The organism is Limnospira sp. PMC 289.06 (assembly GCF_032350395.1).
GTDB lineage: Bacteria > Cyanobacteriota > Cyanobacteriia > Cyanobacteriales > Microcoleaceae > Limnospira > Limnospira platensis.
The window spans coordinates 1-20,504 of sequence record NZ_JARPLC010000095.1 but is presented as its reverse complement, the minus strand read 5'-3'; the positions used below and the strand labels follow the sequence as shown (position 1 = coordinate 20,504).

General features: G+C 42.1%; 10 protein-coding genes. 6 read left to right on the top strand and 4 right to left on the bottom strand.

Annotated elements, in window-relative coordinates:
* Nucleotides 1-380 precede the first annotated feature (380 nt).
* Both P5674_RS17420 and P5674_RS17415 read right to left on the bottom strand, forming a co-directional pair.
* The gene (locus tag P5674_RS17420; RefSeq protein ID WP_006618669.1) at nucleotides 381-962 is read right to left on the bottom strand and encodes a pseudouridine synthase; all 582 of its coding nucleotides are present in this window, start codon (nucleotides 960-962) and stop codon (nucleotides 381-383) included.
* 10 nt (nucleotides 963-972) lie between these two features.
* Complete coding sequence (locus tag P5674_RS17415) at nucleotides 973-4,179, bottom strand: PAS domain S-box protein (RefSeq protein WP_231851981.1); 3,207 nt, start codon at nucleotides 4,177-4,179, stop codon at nucleotides 973-975.
* 347 nt (nucleotides 4,180-4,526) lie between these two features.
* Between P5674_RS17415 and wecB the strand changes: the two genes are divergently transcribed.
* The 4 genes from wecB to P5674_RS17395 are packed head-to-tail and all read left to right on the top strand — an operon-like array spanning nucleotide 4,527 to nucleotide 8,560.
* Nucleotides 4,527-5,645 (top strand): non-hydrolyzing UDP-N-acetylglucosamine 2-epimerase, encoded by a 1,119-nt coding sequence (gene wecB / locus P5674_RS17410; RefSeq protein ID WP_006618671.1) that lies wholly within the window; start codon nucleotides 4,527-4,529, stop codon nucleotides 5,643-5,645.
* Between the two features lie 54 nt (nucleotides 5,646-5,699).
* Nucleotides 5,700-6,737 carry a DNA cytosine methyltransferase gene (locus P5674_RS17405; RefSeq protein WP_006618672.1) on the top strand — a complete coding sequence of 346 codons (1,038 nt, stop codon included), beginning with the start codon at nucleotides 5,700-5,702 and terminating at the stop codon, nucleotides 6,735-6,737.
* 2 nt (nucleotides 6,738-6,739) lie between these two features.
* Nucleotides 6,740-7,714: a type-2 restriction enzyme AplI gene (locus P5674_RS17400; RefSeq protein WP_014276337.1), complete on the top strand. Its 975-nt coding sequence runs from the start codon at nucleotides 6,740-6,742 to the stop codon at nucleotides 7,712-7,714.
* A 48-nt stretch (nucleotides 7,715-7,762) separates the two neighbouring features.
* Nucleotides 7,763-8,560 (top strand): SAM hydrolase/SAM-dependent halogenase family protein, encoded by a 798-nt coding sequence (locus P5674_RS17395; RefSeq protein ID WP_006618674.1) that lies wholly within the window; start codon nucleotides 7,763-7,765, stop codon nucleotides 8,558-8,560.
* Between the two features lie 2 nt (nucleotides 8,561-8,562).
* Here the strand turns inward: P5674_RS17395 and P5674_RS17390 are convergent, their stop codons facing one another.
* Both P5674_RS17390 and P5674_RS17385 read right to left on the bottom strand, forming a co-directional pair.
* A complete protein-coding gene (locus P5674_RS17390) occupies nucleotides 8,563-16,233 on the bottom strand; it encodes a glycosyltransferase (protein WP_006618675.1) in 7,671 nt (2,556 codons plus the stop codon).
* A 47-nt stretch (nucleotides 16,234-16,280) separates the two neighbouring features.
* Nucleotides 16,281-17,915, bottom strand: a complete 1,635-nt coding sequence (locus tag P5674_RS17385; protein ID WP_006618676.1) for a class I SAM-dependent methyltransferase — start codon at nucleotides 17,913-17,915, stop codon at nucleotides 16,281-16,283.
* 202 nt (nucleotides 17,916-18,117) lie between these two features.
* Here P5674_RS17385 and ftsH3 point away from each other — a divergent pair, with 202 nt between their 5' ends.
* The gene (gene ftsH3 / locus P5674_RS17380) at nucleotides 18,118-19,920 is read left to right on the top strand and encodes an ATP-dependent zinc metalloprotease FtsH3 (RefSeq protein ID WP_190490403.1); all 1,803 of its coding nucleotides are present in this window, start codon (nucleotides 18,118-18,120) and stop codon (nucleotides 19,918-19,920) included.
* A gap of 400 nt (nucleotides 19,921-20,320) precedes the next feature.
* Nucleotides 20,321-20,504 (top strand): hypothetical protein (locus P5674_RS17375; RefSeq protein WP_315670133.1); only part of this gene is annotated, 184 nt, incomplete at its 3' end.

Sequence of the window (20,504 nt, the reverse complement as noted above, 5' to 3'; positions counted from 1 at the left end):
ATGGGGCGGGTGTAGATAGTTGGCTGGTTTTTCCCGTGGCCGATCGCGCACCCGCCGGCCCCTACAGCACTCTGGGGCGGGTGTAGATAGTTGGCTGGTTTTTCCCGTGGCCGATCGCGCACCCGCCCCTACAACTAATTTTATCCGAAAAAATAAAAAAAAAAATTATCCTTGCGCCCCCGCGCCACTTTTTTTTGGGGAACCCTTGCTTTTGGGCGGCGCTTCTGCTACTATATTACATAATGGGATAGTTGCAATTTTTTTATTAAAGTCATGCCTCCCATTATCTAAGATATGACTCCATCATATCCCGATTCGCTCGGCTTGTCAACCCCCTGGAGCGCTGACGGGCTGGGCCATTTTTTTTTTTTGAAAATAAATCAACTGAAAAATGGCTGAATTTCCTGGGGGTGCAAATCTCGCCAGTGACCAGGTTCAAGTGAATTGAGAGTCAAATGAGCGATCGCGACACGAACCAGTCGCAAAGTAGGGAAGCCAACGGCGGCGGTCATGCGTCGAACCTGACGGTTGCGTCCTTCAGTTAAAGTAATTTCGAGCCAAGCGGTAGGGACATTTTGGCGAAATCTAATGGGAGGGATACGAGGGGGAAGAAGTGGCTCAGTTAATAGTAGTTGAACCCTCGCTGTTCGGGTGCGATAATTTTGAATGGTGATTCCCTGCCGCAGTTGTTCTAAGGCTTGTGTAGTGGGTATTCTTTCGACCTGAACCCAGTAAGTACGAGGATGAGCAAATTCTGGCTGGCCAAGTCGATATTTAAGTTTGCGATCATCAGTGAGTAAAAGTAACCCTTCACTATCAAGGTCTAGTCGTCCGACTGAGTAGACGGAAGGAATGGGAATGTAATCTTTCAAAGTTTGTCGAGACTGAGCATGAGAATCACGATCAGTAAACTGACTGAGGACATTATAGGGTTTATAGAACAAGATATATCGATAAGCCATGCAGAAAAGTCTAGGACATGGTGTGCAGAACAAAGCGATCGCGTCCTTGAGCCTTAGCTTGATATAAGGCAGTATCAGCCATAGCAATGAGATGTTCAAGCTGAATATTGCTATTAGGCAAAACACTCACGCCGCCCATGCTGACACTAATATATTCACTAATAGGGGAAGTTTCATGAATCCTCTGTAATTGTAGGATTTGCTCACGAATTGTGTCAGCCACATTACACATACCCTCAGCATCAGTATTGGGGAGAATTATAGCAAACTCCTCGCCGCCATAACGAGCGACCAGATCCCCAGGTCGTCTAATAGATCGAGCCAAAGCCTGGGCCACCTCTTGTAAACAGCGATCGCCCTCTTGGTGTCCATAAGTGTCATTGTAGTGCTTAAAAAAGTCTACATCACACAAAATTAAAGAGATAGGGGTACATTCGCGGATGCACCTACGCCACTCTGTCATTAAATAGGTATCAAACTGTCGGCGATTAGGAACCTGAGTTAAGCCATCAAGAGTAGCCAGGCGTTCAAGCTGTTGATAAAGTTCAGCTTGTTGAATAGCAATTCCCAACTGTACAGCTAACTGCTTGATAAAATCGACTGCAGTTGACTCCCATTCACGGGGACCAGAACAATGCTGCACCATGAGCAACCCCCAGAGGCGATTATAAGGTGCATTGGCAACAAACCCCAACTCAGCAGAAGTCTCACTGTGCCTTCGGGTCAAAATGGGAACGACCAAATTAGCCTGTACTTGAAACTCTGATAACAAACGAATATCGCATCGAGTGAAATCTTGAGTGGATATATCAGCCATAGCTTGGACTTGACCCTGGGTGAACCCAGCCAGATAGTGGGGAGTCCAGCAATCTTCGGTGACAATAGTTCCGACGACAGACTTCCACCCCGGGGCGACTGATTCGACGACCATCACGCCATTACCATCATCCTGAAATCGGTAGATCATTACTCGGTCAGTATTGAGAAACTCACGAACCTGAGCCACAGTAGTGTCTAAAATTTTATCCAATTTGAGCGATCGCCGAATGCGTTGAGTAATGACAAGCATCAACCGTTGACGTTCGGCTTGCTGTTGGAGATTTTCCTCAGCCTGCTTGCGTTCAGTAATATCTTCGACCATACCCTCATAGTAGAGTAGTTGTCCTAAGCCGTCCCGGACGGCCCTAGCTTTTTCAGAAATCCAAATAATCTGATGATCGGCACGATAGACCTGGGATTCAAAATTAGTAATTGAATCGGACTCCTGTAATTGGCGAATAAACTCAGGGCGACGACCAGGATCAACATATAACTGGTGGCTAATGTCGGTCAGTTGAGCCATCATATCCTGGGGTGAATGGTAGCCATAGATTTTGGCTAAGGCTGGATTAACATTAATATAGTGACCGTCCCAGGTAGTCTGAAAAATACCCTCGATCGCATTTTCAAACAGACTACGATATTGATATTCGGCTTTTTGCAGGGACTCTAAGGCTTGTTTGCGTTCAGTAATATCTCGATAAGCACTCAAAAACAGCCTATCATCCTGATTTTGGACAATAGAGGTAGACACTAACAGAGTTTTCTGTTGTCCTGACTTAGTGCAAATGGTAGTTTCGACATCCCGCACGCCTGGCCGTTCTAAAATCTCATATAATCCAATCAGAGCATCTTGATGAGCTTGGGGGTCAGGATACAGAAGCGATAGGAAATCCTGAGAACTTTCTACTTCGGCTAGGGTGTAGCCAGTAATTTCCTCCATCTTGGAGTTATAGATCCAAAACTTTCCGGTCTGATTACTGAGGGTAATGCCTTCTCCGACAGTTTCGATGACACTGGTTAACTGTTGAGCGGTTTGGAAAATTTTTTCTTGTGTAGAAAGGCGTTCGCTGATATTAGTATTGACGCAGATCAACCCGACTAAATTACCCTGTGGATCTCGGATGGCATCTGCTCTCATGTGAACCGGAATTACTCGGCGGCTGCGGGTTAGCTTGTGGACTTCTCCTTGCCAAGAATACCCGGCTAAAATATGGCTCAGGACTGTTTCGGCGACGGTGGCATCAACATAAAGGGCTCTGTGACCTCCATGCTGGTTGAATTGTTCGACAGTTTCGTATTCAAATAAATCACAAAAGGCTCGGTTTTGATAAATTTGCACTCCGGTTGCGTCCATAATGGCGATCGCATCGGTGGTGCTATCGACGGCTTTACGAATTCTTAATAGGGTTTCTTCGGCTTGTTTGCGATCGGTGATATCTTCGGAGGTGACTAAAATGGCAACTATATTGCCGTTACTGTCATGAAGGGGAATGCGATTGGTTTCTAGGTAGACTATTTTACCATCTGGGCGGGTTCGGGTTTCGAGCTGCCGATATTGAGGGATATTGGTTTCAATGACAGTGCGATCGCATTTTCGCAAATAATCAGCCATCTCCTTGGTTGAGGGTAAATCTTCATCGGTTAACCCGACAATTGCTTCTGAACTAATCACCCCAGCCTCTAAGGCCCCTCGGCGGTTACAGCCCAAATAAACGGAGTTGCGATCTTTCCAAAAAATCGCTTTTGGGATATTATCCATGACTAGCTGTAACATCTGTTGCGATCGCTCAAGGGCGGCTTCTGCTTTCTGGCGTTCCTGAATTTGTTGCTGGAGTTTCTCATTGGTTTCCAGCAGTTGAGTTGTCCGGTCATCTAGGATGTCTTGCAGATGGTAACACAGATGTAAGAGTTCTTCTGATGCTCGGCGGCGTTCGGTAATATCAATGGCAGAACCTGTATAACCTAAAAACTTACCGTTAGCTGTCCATTGGGGCACTCCGGTATTAAATATCCAACGATACTGATGATCAAACCTTCGCAGCCGATATTCCTGTTGAAAGGGTTTGCGATCGCCGAATGCTTGCCAGTAAGTGATTAAACAATTTTGGCGATCTTCAGGATGTACCCCCCGGAACCAGCCCTCTCCCCGTTCCATTTCTAAGGAACGTCCGGTAAACTCTAACCAGTCTTCATTAAAAAATGTATAGGAACCTTCTGCATTACAAGCCCAGATTAGCACAGGTGTAGGTTCAGATAGCCCGGCAAACCTTTTTCTTTCTTGTTCAATTGCTGTTGCCAATCGGTGCAAGTTACCATCAAAATGGTAATAGTGTTCAGAGTCTAACTTGTCTTGATCATGAAAACGACTAAAATCACTCATTTTTACGTTGATCATAAGCCATTAGATTAAATTGTCATTCGGAACATTCTACTATGATATTTCCTGCCAATTCTGTACTGTCCTGTACGACAATCTTAACAATTTTGTGCTAAAATATCACGGATGATTAAACATTGCCGGAAAAATTTTTATATAAGGATAACTCCCAGTTATACACCGATAAAAATCTGAGTTATGGGGGGAGAATATGGTAATGAGAATTGAGGATAACAGTTGAGTCAACAATTGGGGATCAAGCATTTTTAGGGGGATGACCTATTCTAGTCATCTTAATTTTATAACCAGTCTTGATATTTTTTTGTATTGGTTTATACTTTTATCGTAACTTTATTTAATCACAAATGTCAACATCAAAGTATCGAATTGGTATAGTATTTGGAACCAGACCAGAAGCGATTAAAATGGCCCCACTGGTCCAAAAGTTTCAACAAAATTGTAATTATGAAACCCGAGTGATTTTAACAGGTCAACATCGGGAGATGGTCGAGCAAGTGATGGAGCTTTTCGATATCAAGGCCGATCGCAATCTGGAAATCATGCAGCACCAGCAAACCCTGACGGACATTACCTATCGTAGCTTACAAGGGTTAGGAAATATTTTTGAGCAAATCCAACCTGATATGGTTTTAGTCCAGGGGGATACGACAACAGCCTTTGCTGCGGCATTAGCGGCCTTTTATCAAAAAATTCCTATTGGCCATGTAGAGGCGGGACTCCGAACTGATGACTTATTTAATCCCTATCCTGAAGAAGCGAACCGCCGTCTAATTTCTCAACTGAGTAGATTAAACTTTGCACCTACGGAGAAAGCGGTTGAAAACCTGATCAAATCTGGGGTAGTCGGGGAAATTTATCAAACCGGAAATACAGTGATTGATGCTTTATTATCTGTTGCTAAAACCCAACCCAAATTAGATATTCCCAATCTTAACTTAGAAGAAAATCGACTAATTTTAGCGACAGTTCACCGCCGAGAAAATTGGGGAGAACCCCTAGAGGGGATTGCGGAAGGATTTTTAAAAACTCTTGATCAGTATCATGACACAATTATACTGCTACCCCTACACCGTAACCCGACGGTGAGGGAACCCCTACAGGCAATGTTAGGAGGACATCCCCGGGTAATTCTCACGGAACCCCTAGATTATACTCAACTGGTAGCAGCGATCGCTGATGCTTATTTAGTGCTGACGGACTCGGGTGGACTCCAGGAAGAGGCACCGAGTTTAGGGAAGCCTGTGTTAGTGTTACGAAAAACTACGGAACGTCCTGAAGCGATCGCGGCCGGAACGGCTAAATTAATAGGAACCGACCCTGAAGATATCCTCAGAGCCACTAGCGAACTCCTGGGGGACCGAGAGGCTTACCAAAAAATGGCAACCGCTATTAACCCCTTTGGAGACGGTCACGCCGCCTCACGCATTATGGAACATATCGATGAGTATTTCAAGTTGGTTTAGGTTGGGTTAGCTTTAAACAAGTTTTGAATAGGCAGTAAATAATCGAAAAATACCATGTCAAACAGACTGAGTTATTGGGAATATTTACACCAAGAATTAAAACTGAATGCAGATATCCAATCTCAGTTAGTTGTTCTTGATTTATTTGCGGGTTGTGGCGGTTTTTCTCTAGGATTTAAAGCCGCAGGTTTTCAAACAATCGGTTATGAGATGTTAGCGGATGCTGCCGCCACGTATACTCGTAATCTTCAGGACCCATGTTATTGTCAAACTTTAGAAATTGGTCAAGATTTATGCAATCATCCTGATGTGATTATCGGAGGTCCTCCCTGTCAACCGTTTAGTGTAGGTGGATTACAAAAAGGTCCGAGAGACTCCAGGGATGGCTTGCCGATTTTTATAGATGCGATCGCACGATATCAGCCAGAAATCGCCATCTTTGAAAATGTGCGAGGAATGCTTTATAAAAATCGTCAGTATTTAGAGAAAATAGTTGCCGAACTTGAGAGGCTGAATTATCGGGTTGACATCAAACTTATCAATGCTGTTAATTATGGTGTTCCACAAAAACGAGAACGCCTGTTTGTTGTGGCTTATCAAACAGCATGGAATTGGCCAGAAGCTGAAACCTTAGCTATTCCTTATACGGCTGGAGATGCTATTTATGATACGGCTTCTACCATTCCTATAGGGGCAAAATTTCTCACGCCTAGTATGCTAGAATATATTGGCAGATATGAAGCAAAATCTAAATGTGTTAAACCTAGGGATATTTACCTTGATATTCCTTGCCGAACTCTGACCTGTAGAAACCTATCAGGCGCAACCAGTGATATGTTGCGATTGTTATTACCAGATGGCCGCCGGAGACGTTTAACAGTTAGGGAAGCTGCGAGATTACAAAGTTTTCCCGATTGGTTTGAGTTGGTGGGTTCAGAAAATTCTCAGTTTAATCAAATTGGTAATGCTGTACCACCTTTGTTAGCCAAAGCGATCGCTAAATCTGTGAAAATGACACTGGAGAATAAACCATCTCGACCCACAGATTATTTTTCTCCTTTTCCTCAACAGTTAAAATTACCATTTGCGTAAAGATGTCATCAAATAACCCAACCCCAAATCTTGAACAACTGATGTTAGAGGCACGTCAGTTAATGAAGGATTTAGGATTACCAGACAAAATGCAAGGAGATACTCCCATTTTTGTCCTGTTAGTTATGTTAGATATGAAGCCAGCCAAATCATGGTCTGAAGCTAATAATCAGAAATGGGGAATAACGCCATTGATGAATAAAATGCGAGAGTTGGGCTTTAAAAATTTAGCACCTAATACTCGTGAAAATATTCGCGATGACTGTGTTGGTCAACTGGTTGATGCTGAACTCGCTACCGAAAATCCAGACAAGCCTCGACCTAAGAATAGTCCTAAATACTGTTATCAAATAAATCAAGAAGTTCTATATTTAGTTAAAAAAATTGGCAGTGCAGATTATCCAATAGCACTTAATAATTTTTTGTCTAACTATCAAACAATAAAACATAAGTATCAAGCCAAAAGACAATCACAGAGGCTAAATGTCAAAATTGCTCATAATTTTTCTGTCAGTATAGCACCCGGTGGTCAAGGTGTTTTAATTAAATCAGTCCTTCAAGATTTTTGTAAATATTTTAATATTGATAAAGTTCTATATATTGATAATACTGTAGATACAGCCAGAGGTTATTCTCCATTTATTGATGAAAATTTAATTAATTATTTAGGTATAGACATTGACAAATTTAAAAATAGTTACGACAAGCCAGATATTGTGCTTTATAAATCTGATAACAAATATTTAATTATTATTGAAGCTGTCAAAACTGGTGGTGCAATTAATGTTGAACGTCGCGATCGTTTATTATCTTTGTTTGAAAATGTTGATGTAAAGTTATCATTCGTCAATGCCTTTGAATCTTTTAAGGAACTCAAAAGACTGACCAAAGAAATAACCAGGGAAACTCATGCCTGGATTATGGAGTTTCCCGATCACATGATACATTTCAATGGAGACCAGTATTTATTTCATTAATAAAAATTTCCAGAAACCCTAAATATTCCGAGACTAGGAGTGCTAAATATGTCTGTATCTGGTATAATTACATTATTGACAGACTTTGGTTTAAGTGATGTTTATGTGGGGGTAATGAAAGGGGTATTATCCCAAATTAACCCCCACCTAACTGTGATTGACTTAACCCATGAAATTCCTCCCCAAAATCTGATGGCGGCGCGGTTTTGTTTGATGAATGCTTACCCCTACTTTCCTGAAGGTACTGTTCACATTGCGGTAGTAGATCCGGGGGTGGGAACTGAACGGAAGGCGATCGCACTACAATTTACTAACGGATATGTTGTCGGACCTGATAACGGCTTATTCGGGGGTTTAATTAAGCAGTATGGTGTAATTACAGCAGTGGAATTAACTAATCATCAATACTGGCGAAATTCCCAACCCAGCACTACTTTTCATGGTCGAGATATCTTTAGTCCTGTGGCTGCTTATCTCGCCTCTGGTGTGCCAATTAGGGATTTAGGTACTGTGATTAATTCTGATACCCTCATTGACCTGTCAATACCAGACCTAGAAATCACAGAAACGAGCATTAAAGGCAGCATTCAATATATCGATCGCTTTGGGAATTTAATTACTAATATTCCGGGAGATATGGTAGCAGATAAATCCTGGACTGTTAGCTTTCCTGAATGCACCCCCAGTCCTAATATTAGCAGCCATAGAACCTATGGAGAAGTCGAACTAGGTCATCTTTTAACCCTCATTGGTTCCCACGGTTGGATAGAAATTGCGGCTAACGGAGATAGTGCTAAATCTCGGTTACAAATAGACTGGGGTGCAACAGTTCAAATCAACTATTGAAATCAACTATTCAAGGAATGCCAATTTTGATAATCTCGTTGCAGATAACTAGGAAGGCGAGATAGGTCTTTAATTTGTAGTTGTTCCGGTCGATAATATAGCATAGCCACTATGAGATAATTAAGCGATCGCGGTGTATCTAAACCCTGTCGGAGATGGTTTCCTACTTGTTGTAGAAAATCCCATTCATGTTGGGTTAACATTTCATTTTGCAGGCGACTATTTAACAAACTGCGATAGCCATCACCGAGGGGACTCTGATACATCTCCTCTAACTGGTGTTCAGGTAAATTGAGCCAAAACTGTGCAAATTGCCACCGCAGTTGTCGCAATTCTACGGTGATATTAGTATCTGTGGGGTCGATATTAAATAATTTGACACACCCAATTAATCGATTGACAAAAGTTGAGACATCTACAGCAGTGACCGTTGGTGTTACCTGGGGAGAATTGACAGGAGTTGGCTGGGTTTGAGTCGTGGCTAAGGTTTGTTTAATTTGAGCGATCGCATCGGCATTTTCAAACACTCGCTGATAATCAGGAAGCAACCAGGCGGGTAAACGATTAACCGCATCTCGCACCAGCATTTTACCAGGTTGAGAATACAACATCACCGCCATTAAACAATTAATTGCATGGGGTTCAGTCAGTCCCATAGCAGTTTTTGTCCAAGTCTTAACTAATGCTTGTTCTTCATCAGTTAAGGGTTGTTTTTGAATACCTCTATTGAGCAAAATTTGATAACCTTTACCTATCTGTTGTTGATAAAGATGTTCTAATTGTTCGGGTGGTTGTCTTAACCAGTATTCTACCATACCACGACGAATTTTGTGTAATTTATTTACCACCATAGTATTATTGGGGTCAAGTTCATAGAGATTAACTTGATCGACCAATTCCGCTAAAAACTGCTGTCGTTTTTGGGGATTATGTAAATCTATAACTTGCTGTTGAGATTGGTAATTTTGGAAGATTTGAGTTAACAAAGCTCCCATTTTCGCACCATAGGCGCGACTATCCAAAAACTCAGGATTAGCCGCCATTTTCTGTTGAATGGCTTGGCGTTTTAACTGTCGCAATTCGGGAGTATTTGCGAGGGTAACAGCCAAACTAATATAGGAGGATTCGCTGTCGGTAATTAAATCAGGAATCCCAAGCGATCGCATCATAGCGGCACCATGTTTAGAACGCAAAGTATCTCCATCTCTGACTACTACAGGTAATCCCACTTCTAGGGGATCCACTAAGGAGTTTGAGCCAGAGTGGGGGTAGGAATCTAAATAAATATCCCCCTGTTCTAAACAGGCTTTAACATCGGTACGGCTGGGAAGAGACTTAATCAGAACTAAGCGTTTGTCTTCAACTCCGTATTTGCTCAAGGTGGCGTACATTCGGCGGATAAATTGGGAACTAGCATAGTTGCTACTCCAACTAGGAGCAAAGGGATAAAGCACTAAAATGGAATTGGGAACTTGAGCGAGAATTTTCACCCAGGTTTCCCCTTGTTCTGGGATAATTTTATAGAAATTTGCGCCGGACATAAAGACAATTGTTTGGTCATTGGCTCCCCATTGGCTGCGGTGAGGCTTAACGGTGGCGGGTTGAGGTGCGATCGCATAATAGTTAAAACAAAAGCCAGTTCCGTTGAGAACAGCTAAATTTTCTCGATAGAAATTAGGAGCCTCTGCACCCTCGGAAAGATGACCAGAAATATAATAATCCATATATCTCATTCCGGTAGTAACAGGTGATGAAAATAGGGTAGCTTGTACTCGCGCTAGTCGGTGTAATGCTAACAAGGTGACGGGTTTAGTAATGGCAGTTACATTAGTTCCAAATAGCAAAATATCGAGGTTATCAGCGCGAATAGTGGCTGCTTGTTGTAACTTATCATCAGGTAGTCTAACTAAACGGTCAGCGCGGGATCTACAGTATTGCTCTAGGGGATGATTGTTGGCTTGGGTAACATATAAAATAATCTCGAATTGTTCCCGATTGAGATATTCAAAAGCTGGTAATGTTAAGTAAGTTTCGGTTTGGGGGTTGAGGTGGTCGTTAAGAATTCCTAGGCGAATTTTTTGGCGATCGCTCGGACGTTCTGGGAAGGAGTAATCCAACTTAAAATCGCGGGTTTGTAGGAAGAGATGAAACAACTCAGCCCGACTACAAAACAGAGGTTTTAAGTTAAAATCGGCGAAATAGTTAGGGATAAAATTCCCCCTTTCTAGCAACATACTGGTTAACTTTTGCCATAGGGGATAGTCTGGCTGCTGCTGGAGACGTTCCCGAACAAAATCTAATAACCGTATCCGATAGCGGGAGTAATTATCTGCATCTCCCATTTCTTGGAATAGGGGGGGGACCTCAAATAAAAATCTAAAATAGTCCTCAGCCAACCAAGTGGGAATTAAAGACTCCTCAAAGGTAAGCATTAGCTGATCGGCACGACCATATAACATCCCAGCGAGTAAATACTGAAGAGTTTTTGGCTGCTTAAAGCCTTGACTCAAATAGGATTTAATTTCCTGAAAATACAGACGTTCATCATCGCGGAAAATTTCGTTTTTGATACCAGAGTTGAGTAGAGACTTATGTACTTGACCTAAATTCTCCTGATAAGCCTGGGGGAGTTGTTCTGTTTCTAATTTTAACCACATCTCAGACACAGCTTTGCGAGCATTACGGAGATTTTCTAAGGCTACTTCATCATGGGAATTTTGCTGATATTTTTGAGCATAATCTACAAAATTTTGTAGATTTAAATTACCACTAGCATTTAAAATCAACTCAACTGGCTGAGATTTAGCATCAAAGAAATCAGGATAGTAACTCATTACCTGAGCTTTATAATAATCTCGATTTTGAAAAGACTGCACAACCCTAGAACCAGGATGGCGACGATAATATAAAACTGTTTCTCGTATACCATAAAAAGGTATATTATGTTGATGACAATTTAGCCAAAATTCCCAATCCTCATATCCCGATTCCTTAATTTCTTCCTTATATCCTTTAGTCAAATCATAGACAGTTTTGGGATATAAAGACGTACACACCAGCATATTATATTTTTTGAGATTTTCTAAGGAATATTCGTCAGCAGTTACAATTTTTCGCTGTTCAGTGCCAAAAATCTCATAGGAGCCAAAAATCACGCAATCATGAGATTTGCTGAGGGCCACTTCTACTAAACTAGCCATGGCAGAAGAGCTAAGTTTATCATCAGCATCTAAGGGTAAAATATATTCACCTTTGGCTTGATTGATGCCAGTATTTCTAGCACTAGCACAACCTTTATTGTCGGTTTCTATGAGGCTAATTTTGTGGTTAGCAAAAATTTTAATAAGATGTTGAGCCACTTGGCTAGTTTGGTCAGGACTACCATCATTAACAATGATAATTTCCCAATGGGGGTAAGTTTGAGCCACAACGCTGGCAACTGCTTCTGGTAAAAATTCCCCCTGTTGATAGCAGGGAATAATTACAGAAATTAGTGGTATATTAGTAGGTAATGCTGTTTTAATAACTTCCATGGTTTGGGTTAACATTTGTTGTTCTGTAAACATTTGTTCGGCTCGTTTTTTGCAGGCTTGACCAATAGAATACCGTAGATAGGGATTAGCAACCCACTCTTTAATAGTTTCTATTAATTCCGTGATAGTTGCTGAGGCATTTATTTTAGGGTCAGACAAGAGTTTACCCGTGTTTCCTAACTCTTCAGGAATGCCACTAACTGCTGAAGCAATTACAGGTAATCCTTTCGCCATTGCTTCTATTACTGATAAGGGCATTCCTTCCAATTCGGAGGGTAAAATAAATATATCGCTGGCATCTAATAAGTCAGGAATATCATGACGACATCCTAGCAATTTAACCTGGTCAGTAATGCCTAATTTTTGGATTTCTGTTTTTAGTTGATTTTCCCAGCTACCTCCACCAGTCCATAGAAAATATAGTTGACACCAAATGGGGGTGTTTTTCAGTTGTTGAATGGCTTGTAATTGGTATTGATAGCCTTTGATGGATTCTAATCTAGCTGAGGTGAAGCCAACTATGGCATTGGGGGGGATGCCTAGTTGTTTACGAATGCGATCGCCTGTAGTAGGATTAACTAAACTAAAATACTGCCTGGGTCGTCCATAGTAAATTACGCGACCCCGTGATTTAGGTAGTTGGAAAAGTTCCCACAACTGCTGTAAATTTTCTTGAGAAACGGCGATAACTTCCTGGGAATGCTGATAAATCTCCGCCAGTTGACCCAAGTAAGACTGAAACTGTTTAGCTAAATAAGGCGCTACAAAATTTTCTGTAATAACGAAAGGTATTTTTAACCTCATAGCCACTTGTTTAGCAGCTAAATTAGAAATTGGACAGCAATCACTAAACAGGATTAGGTCTGGCTTCGCCTTGGTAAAAATAGTTTCAGCAGTAGTGTGGTCTGTTAAGGTTTGATGAAAGTCCTTAACTGAATCATAGTCTAACCAAAAATGTTGAATTCCTAACTGTTTTTGTTGGTCTAACAAATAATGAGATTCTCGACTTTGTACACAACTAACATGATAACCAGATTTAATTAACTGGGTGAGAATTGAGTGATTATATTGTCCAACTCCATAAATCCTCGGTTCGTCAGTATAAACTAAAATATGGAATTTTTCAGGCGATTTTAAAGGTTTCATTTCCCCTGGACAGACTGATACTGGTTTAGATATAGTTCTGGGGATATTAACAATACCATATTGCTGACAAATTTTCTGAGTTTCCGTGTAAGTAGTGGGGTTTTTGTTTTCTAATCCATCCTGATTATCAAAATATAACCCCAAGATTTCGGGTATTTTAGCGATGTTTTCAGTTTTGCCAATTCTCAGCCAAAACTCATAATCTCCCGCTACTGTAAATTCCGGGTTAAAATCGCCATATTTTTGATGGAGAGATTTGCGCCACATAGGTTGAGAACCGAGACAGCAGCGGCGCTCTAATTCTTGATAACTAAAATCTGGCCAGTTCCAGCGTTGGTTAGCTTGGGTATTAGCAAAGGTTTCGTTGGGGTTGTGGGTGATAAGTTGATCGCCATAAACAACGGCAATATCTGAATGCTGGTCTAAATAATTAGCCATTAATTCTAAAGCATCGAAACGGTGTCTATCATCAGTGTTAGCATTAGTGATATATTCCCCTTTGGCGAGTTCTATGGCTCGATTCCAGGCGGCATAAAGGGTTTCTCGGTGTTCGGTGCGATGGTAGATAATTTGGGGATATTTAGCTTGAAAATTGGCTACTATTTCTGCTTCGTTTTCCTGGGAGTTGCTATCAATAACAATAATTTCTAGCTGCTGTTTATGGTATAATGTTTGATTGACCAAATCCTGCAAACATCCCTCTATAAATTTGGCGGAGTTATAGGTGGAAATAATGGCGGAAACTTTGGGTGATGTTAACCTCGTTTCTGGTCGCTGAACCGTTGACCAAATCCAAGGTTTAGCGCATTCAAGGGAAACTAAATTAAAGCCGGCGGCGATTAATAAATCCCTGAGTTGTGTATCAGTGTAGGCGTTTCCGTATAAATAATATTGCTGATTTTCTGCGCCTTCTTCATCAAAATCACCTAAATTTTCCGCACTGCGATCGTGAACTTGAATGCGGAAGTATCCCCCTGGCTTTAATACCCTAAAGATTTCGCTAAAATAGCTTTTAACCACAGATAGCGATCGGATATGTTGAAAAACAATGGTAGAATAAACTAAGTCGTAAAATTCACCTGGTAAATCTTGTAAATCAGATCCATTATTGACATATAATTCACCATTAGATTGACCATCAGCTAAGTATTGTTTAGCAAACTCAATCATATTTTCCGAAATATCCACCCCATCGACTCGGTTAAATCTTTCCCGTAAAGGCTTAATTAAACGACCGACACCACAACCAATTTCTAAGACTTTCCAATGGGGTTGACTAGGGAGACCTTGAAGAATTTGTTGAGTAGTTCGATAAATTGACTGTTCCCAAACTTGCTGTCTTTCGGCTGGTGATAATTTCTCAATTCCTGGATATGTCAACACTCGCGCAAACATGGCATCTTGGATAGAATCAACATTCCAAAACTGACGCTGTAAATTTAGTTGCGCGTGATTAACTGAAGATTTTGTAGCTGGTGTTGATAATGAGTTAATCCGCTTTTTCATGTCTGCGGCGGGGGTAAAATTAGGGATTAACTCTAGGACTCGGTTAATGGCTTGTTGCGCTAAATTATGATTACCGATTTGTTCGGCAGAATTGGCTAAATACCACAGGACTCGCCCAATATTACCACCATTTTGCCATGCTTGGTAAAACTCGTTAACTGCTTCCTGATGTCGTCCCTGTTTTTGCAAAACTAATGCTGACCAGAAGCGCAAATATCCATCTTGAGGATAACAATTGCGGTAGTGAAATAAACCACCACCACCGGGGTTACACAGTCCGGGAGAAGCTGTCGAAATGTGGCGATCGCTTTCTAACTGTTCGGAGAGATGATTAGATGTTAAACTAACTTTAAATTGAGGGTCAATATCTCCTAAACTCTGCACAAATAATGCTGCACCTGTTTGGGGGTTTCCGGTAGTTAAACGGCGTTCCCGTTTAGGAAACTTCATTAACTGATGATAAGTTTGATGAATTTTATCAATAGAAACCTGGGGATTAAAATATTGTTGGGCATAATTTCGGGCATTATTTCCTAATCTCAATCTCTCCTGGGGATGATGATATAAATATGCGATCGCCTGCTGATATTCCCTCTCACTGTTAACGACTAATCCGGTTTGATTATTAATAACTAACCCCTTAATCCCTCCATGGGGAAAAACCACCGGAGTTATCCCCGCATACATAGCTTCCTGTAGACTTTTTTCGCTAGTTGCATAGGTATCCTCAACTAAAGGATAGCCAAACACATCGAGGATTTCTAAGACGGATTTAATATCTTCAACATACCCCCGAAACTCAAATTTTTCGGCAACTCCCAAACTTGCTGCCTGTTGTTTAAGGCTATTTTCAATTCCTCCCCCACAGACAATAAAACGAATATCAGGAACTTGCACCCCGGCACTCATGGGGATATAATTTTGATAGAGTTTGGAGAAATCAACTGTGCCAATATAACCGACATTAAAACCCTGGTGAGGGCGATTATTTAAAGATTCTAAACGGCTAAAATCAGCAATTCCTGGCACTACTCCAATTTGATTATTGGTGAATAAATCACTACGGGATTTAATGGCGGGTATCTCTAAACTATAGGGAGTTGTGGCTAACAAAATATCTGCATAATCAACTAATTCCGATGTGACAATATGGGGAGAGCGATCGCCTACTACTTTCAGCCACACTAGCAACCGCATGGGAGGTAAATTTAACTGTAATAATTCATATAATTCTGGAGTATTCCAGAAGTGAATATGAACAATATCCGCCTGTGCTATCTCTCGATAAATTATCTCTAAATTAGGTGATTCAATTACCTGTAAACCAGCCATTTCGGCTAATTTGACTGCTTGGGGATGCGCGGGAGTCAAAGAAATAGCACAATGAACCTGATCCAATTGTTTGAGGGTAGCATCTTTAGCGATCGCTACTACAGACCGTGATGCACCTCCTAGAGAAAATCCTTGTAAAATGTGTAAAATTTTCATAAATCCGTAATTTCTAAAGACCAGATAACCGCCCAAATCACTTTTAATTAATGACCGGGAGAAACCCGATAATGATTTAATCTGCTAATTTGCTTAACCAAATGATTGGGCTTAAAGAAATAGCTAGTATAGGCTATTTCAACGGTGCGATCGCAATCATGAACAAACACATCAGTATCACCAGATTTGATAGCTAATTGGGAAGCCAAATATATACTTTTCATTCTCCCCGGTGTTTCCGGTGTATATCCCGCCGGACCATCAACTAAAATCCAATCCCATGATATATCATAAATCCAATTAGGTAAATCCAAGGATAAACAATCCTCCCTCTGTTCAAATTTCATCAACAATTCTGCCCAATTTTGTCGCCGAGTTTGGTAATCCACATGATAGGCTTCTAAATGGGGATAGCTCTTTTTCACCTGAGTTAACCACTGGGGGTTATCTTCCAAAAATACCGTTTTACCGTGGGGGTTAATATCCATCCATAAACCGCTATCTTTACCCACGCCAAAAACTAGCAAATTTCCGGGAGTCTGAGGATGAATAATATCAGCAATATAGCGATATTCTTCTCCGGTCATTTGTCCAGGATTGGCGGCGACCAACTCATCAATAATTGGATAGTAAAACTGCCGAGAATGATTATTAAAAATCCATTCCCATTGTAAATGACTGGGGAGAGTCCAATTAACAGATGGGTCTGGCTGATGAGCAATAGGTTGAACGTCTCCACGCCAAGCCACCCCCATGATTTGTTTAGTTTGATAAATGGCGACATTCCAACGGCGATCGCGAAAATAATTCCAACCCGCAAACACATCAGGAGAAACCAAATCATGAAACAAAATCAAAGCATCATCCGCCGCCACCTGTTCACAAATTTGAGCATCTAAAAACGGTCCTGGTGCTTCATGGTTGCCATCAATAAAAATGAGAGACCAGCGACGATGACAACTCCGAGCAATTTCGGCAACCTTAGCGGGACTGTAACCCGCAATTAACTCAACCCTTTCTATCACGCCAGCCTTTTGTAAAGAAGAGCGCACGCGACTGGAAAAAACCGGATTAGCCAGACCGGGGTCAATGACATCGAGAATCACCCCACCTAAAGCGAGATGACAGGTTGACCAACCCAACCAACAACCAATTTCTAAAGCCGGTTTACCAGCGAATTGCAAGGCGGTATTATATAGAATATGTGCTTCATCTCTGGTAATAAATCCCACCGTAGGGAATTGTTGATCAACGTAGCGATTATGGGGAATTTCTCGGCGGTTATATTGCCACTTAGAACTAATGTTATCAACAACTAAATTGGGGAAATAGCGATCGCATTTAATTTTCCTCAACCCAGAGGAGACATAATCCCCTGGAGGAAACGACAAATCCTCTCCAGATGCAGCCAGAATTTGTGATAAACCCTGTTGAGCCGTAGTACAATCAGGATTAAGTTCTAGGGCGATGCGATAAGCCCTAGTCGCGGCTGAGGCTTTATGCTGGGCTTGCAACACTTGAGCGAGGATATGATAAGCTCCAAAATGGTGGGGCTGGGTTTTGATGGCCTGATGACAAGCTGCGATCGCCTCAGAGAAACGCCCGCGAGCCAGACAATCTCCTGCCTGGTCATTGAGTCGCAAAACCTCAGAACTAGCTGTTAGATTGGCAAAATTCCCCATGAGTTCAGCAATGCGAGTCCAACTATACAGTTCAATAAGAGTCCAATAGAGTTAATCTGTTCCCAGACCCCGTATTTCTGAAAAATACGTTAAGATTGGTAAACATAATATCAAAGATACCAGAGAATCTGGGATCGAAAAAAAATCAGTAGGAGGATAGACCCCCGTGAATAAACGGTGGAGAAACGCGGTCTTATATGCAATGCTGGCTATTGTCGTCATCGCCTTAGCAACGACATTGTTTGACCAACAACCCCAAAGCCGGGAAACCTGGAAATATAGCACCTTTGTCCAGGAAGTCCAACAGAACCGGGTTGAACGAGTCAGTATTAGTGCCGATCGCACTAAAGCCCTAGTTACAGCCCAGGATGGCTCCAAAATCCTAGTAAATCTACCCAATGATCCAGATCTGATCAACATTCTGAGTGAAAACAATGTTGACATTGCGGTACAACCCCAAACGGAGGAAGGACTTTGGTTCAGAGCATTAAGTAGCCTGTTCTTCCCGATTTTGCTCCTAGTGGGCTTGTTCTTCCTATTGCGTCGCGCTCAAAACGGACCAGGTAGCCAAGCCATGAACTTTGGTAAATCCAAAGCCAGAGTCCAAATGGAACCCCAAACCCAAGTTACCTTTGGAGATGTAGCGGGTATTGAGCAAGCCAAACTGGAATTGAGCGAAGTAGTAGACTTCCTCAAAAACGCCGATCGCTTCACCGCCATTGGTGCGAAAATTCCCAAAGGCGTGCTATTGGTAGGACCTCCGGGAACCGGAAAAACCCTCCTCGCCAAAGCCGTAGCCGGGGAAGCCGGAGTTCCCTTCTTCAGCATTTCCGGTTCAGAATTCGTGGAGATGTTTGTCGGTGTGGGTGCTTCCCGCGTCCGGGACTTATTCGAGCAAGCCAAAGCTAACGCTCCCTGTATCGTATTCATTGATGAAATTGATGCAGTTGGTCGCCAACGGGGTGCAGGTCTTGGCGGTGGTAACGATGAACGGGAACAAACCCTTAACCAGTTACTGACCGAAATGGATGGTTTTGAAGGGAATACAGGCATTATTATTATTGCTGCTACTAACCGTCCTGATGTACTAGATGCAGCCCTAATGCGTCCGGGAAGGTTCGATCGCCAAGTAGTAGTCGATCGCCCCGACTATTCTGGTCGTTCGGAAATTCTGCAAGTCCACGCCAGAGGTAAAACCCTTGGTAAGGATGTAGATCTCGATAAAATCGCCCGTCGGACTCCTGGTTTTACTGGGGCTGATTTATCTAACCTGTTAAACGAAGCAGCCATTTTAGCCGCCCGGCGCAACCTCACGGAAATCTCTATGGATGAGGTTAATGATGCCATTGATCGCGTCTTAGCAGGTCCTGAGAAGAAAGATCGGGTGATGAGCGAAAAACGCAAAACCCTAGTGGCTTACCACGAAGCTGGTCACGCCTTAGTTGGGGCGTTGATGCCTGACTATGACCCAGTTCAGAAAATCAGTATTATTCCTCGTGGTCGCGCTGGTGGATTAACCTGGTTTATGCCTAGTGAAGATCGCATGGACTCGGGTTTATATAGTCGTTCTTACCTGCAAAATCAAATGGCTGTCGCCCTCGGTGGTCGTTTAGCCGAAGAGATTGTCTTTGGTGAGGAAGAAGTGACTACAGGTGCTTCTAATGACCTCCAGCAGGTCACACGGGTAGCCCGTCAAATGATTACCCGCTTTGGTATGAGCGATCGCCTTGGTCCGGTGGCTCTCGGTCGTCAGCAGGGTAATGTTTTCCTCGGTCGCGATATTATGTCGGAGCGTGATTTCTCTGAGGAAACCGCATCCGCTATTGATGAAGAAGTCCGCGCTTTGGTTGATGAGGCTTATAAACGCGCTCGTCAAGTCCTCGAAGAAAATCGCCCTGTTCTCGATAGTTTGGCAGAAATGCTCATCGAGAAAGAAACCGTTGATTCTGAGGAGTTGCAGGAGTTATTAGCTTCTAGCGATGTCAAAATGGCTGCGATCGCCTAAGCCTCATTTTTAACCCCATTTTTCCTTCATAATTCACAGGCTATCCACTTTCAGGATAGCCTTTTTTTTCATCAACAATCCATCCCCCCAAAACCCACCATCACATAAACTTTACTAATTTATACAGCCCCATCGATTGGAATTTCCAAAGAACGTTAAGAATTAATACATTTTTATTGAAAATCCCTCGCAAAAAGTTGACGAGATTATAGGGGTTATGGTATCATCTCAGAAATAGATACCAAGGGGCTACTCTGTCATTATGCAAAAATAAAGGCTACAACTACGATTATATCGCCAGATAAATTATTCTCTCAGCAAAATATTAAATTCACGATGCACGAGTTTTCGAGTAATAAGCGATCGCTTTTTTTGTACCTCTTGACAAAAACGCCATTATGTGCATACATTCACCTGTAGGGTGCGTCAGCCATCAATTATCCGGTGTGGATTTCAGCCGCCTTTTGTGGTGCGTCAGCCCTCAATTATCCGGTGTGGATTTCAGCAGCCTTTTGTGGTGCGTCAGCCCTCAATTATCCGGTGTGGATTTCAGCCGCCTTTTGTGGTGCGTCAGCCCTCAATTA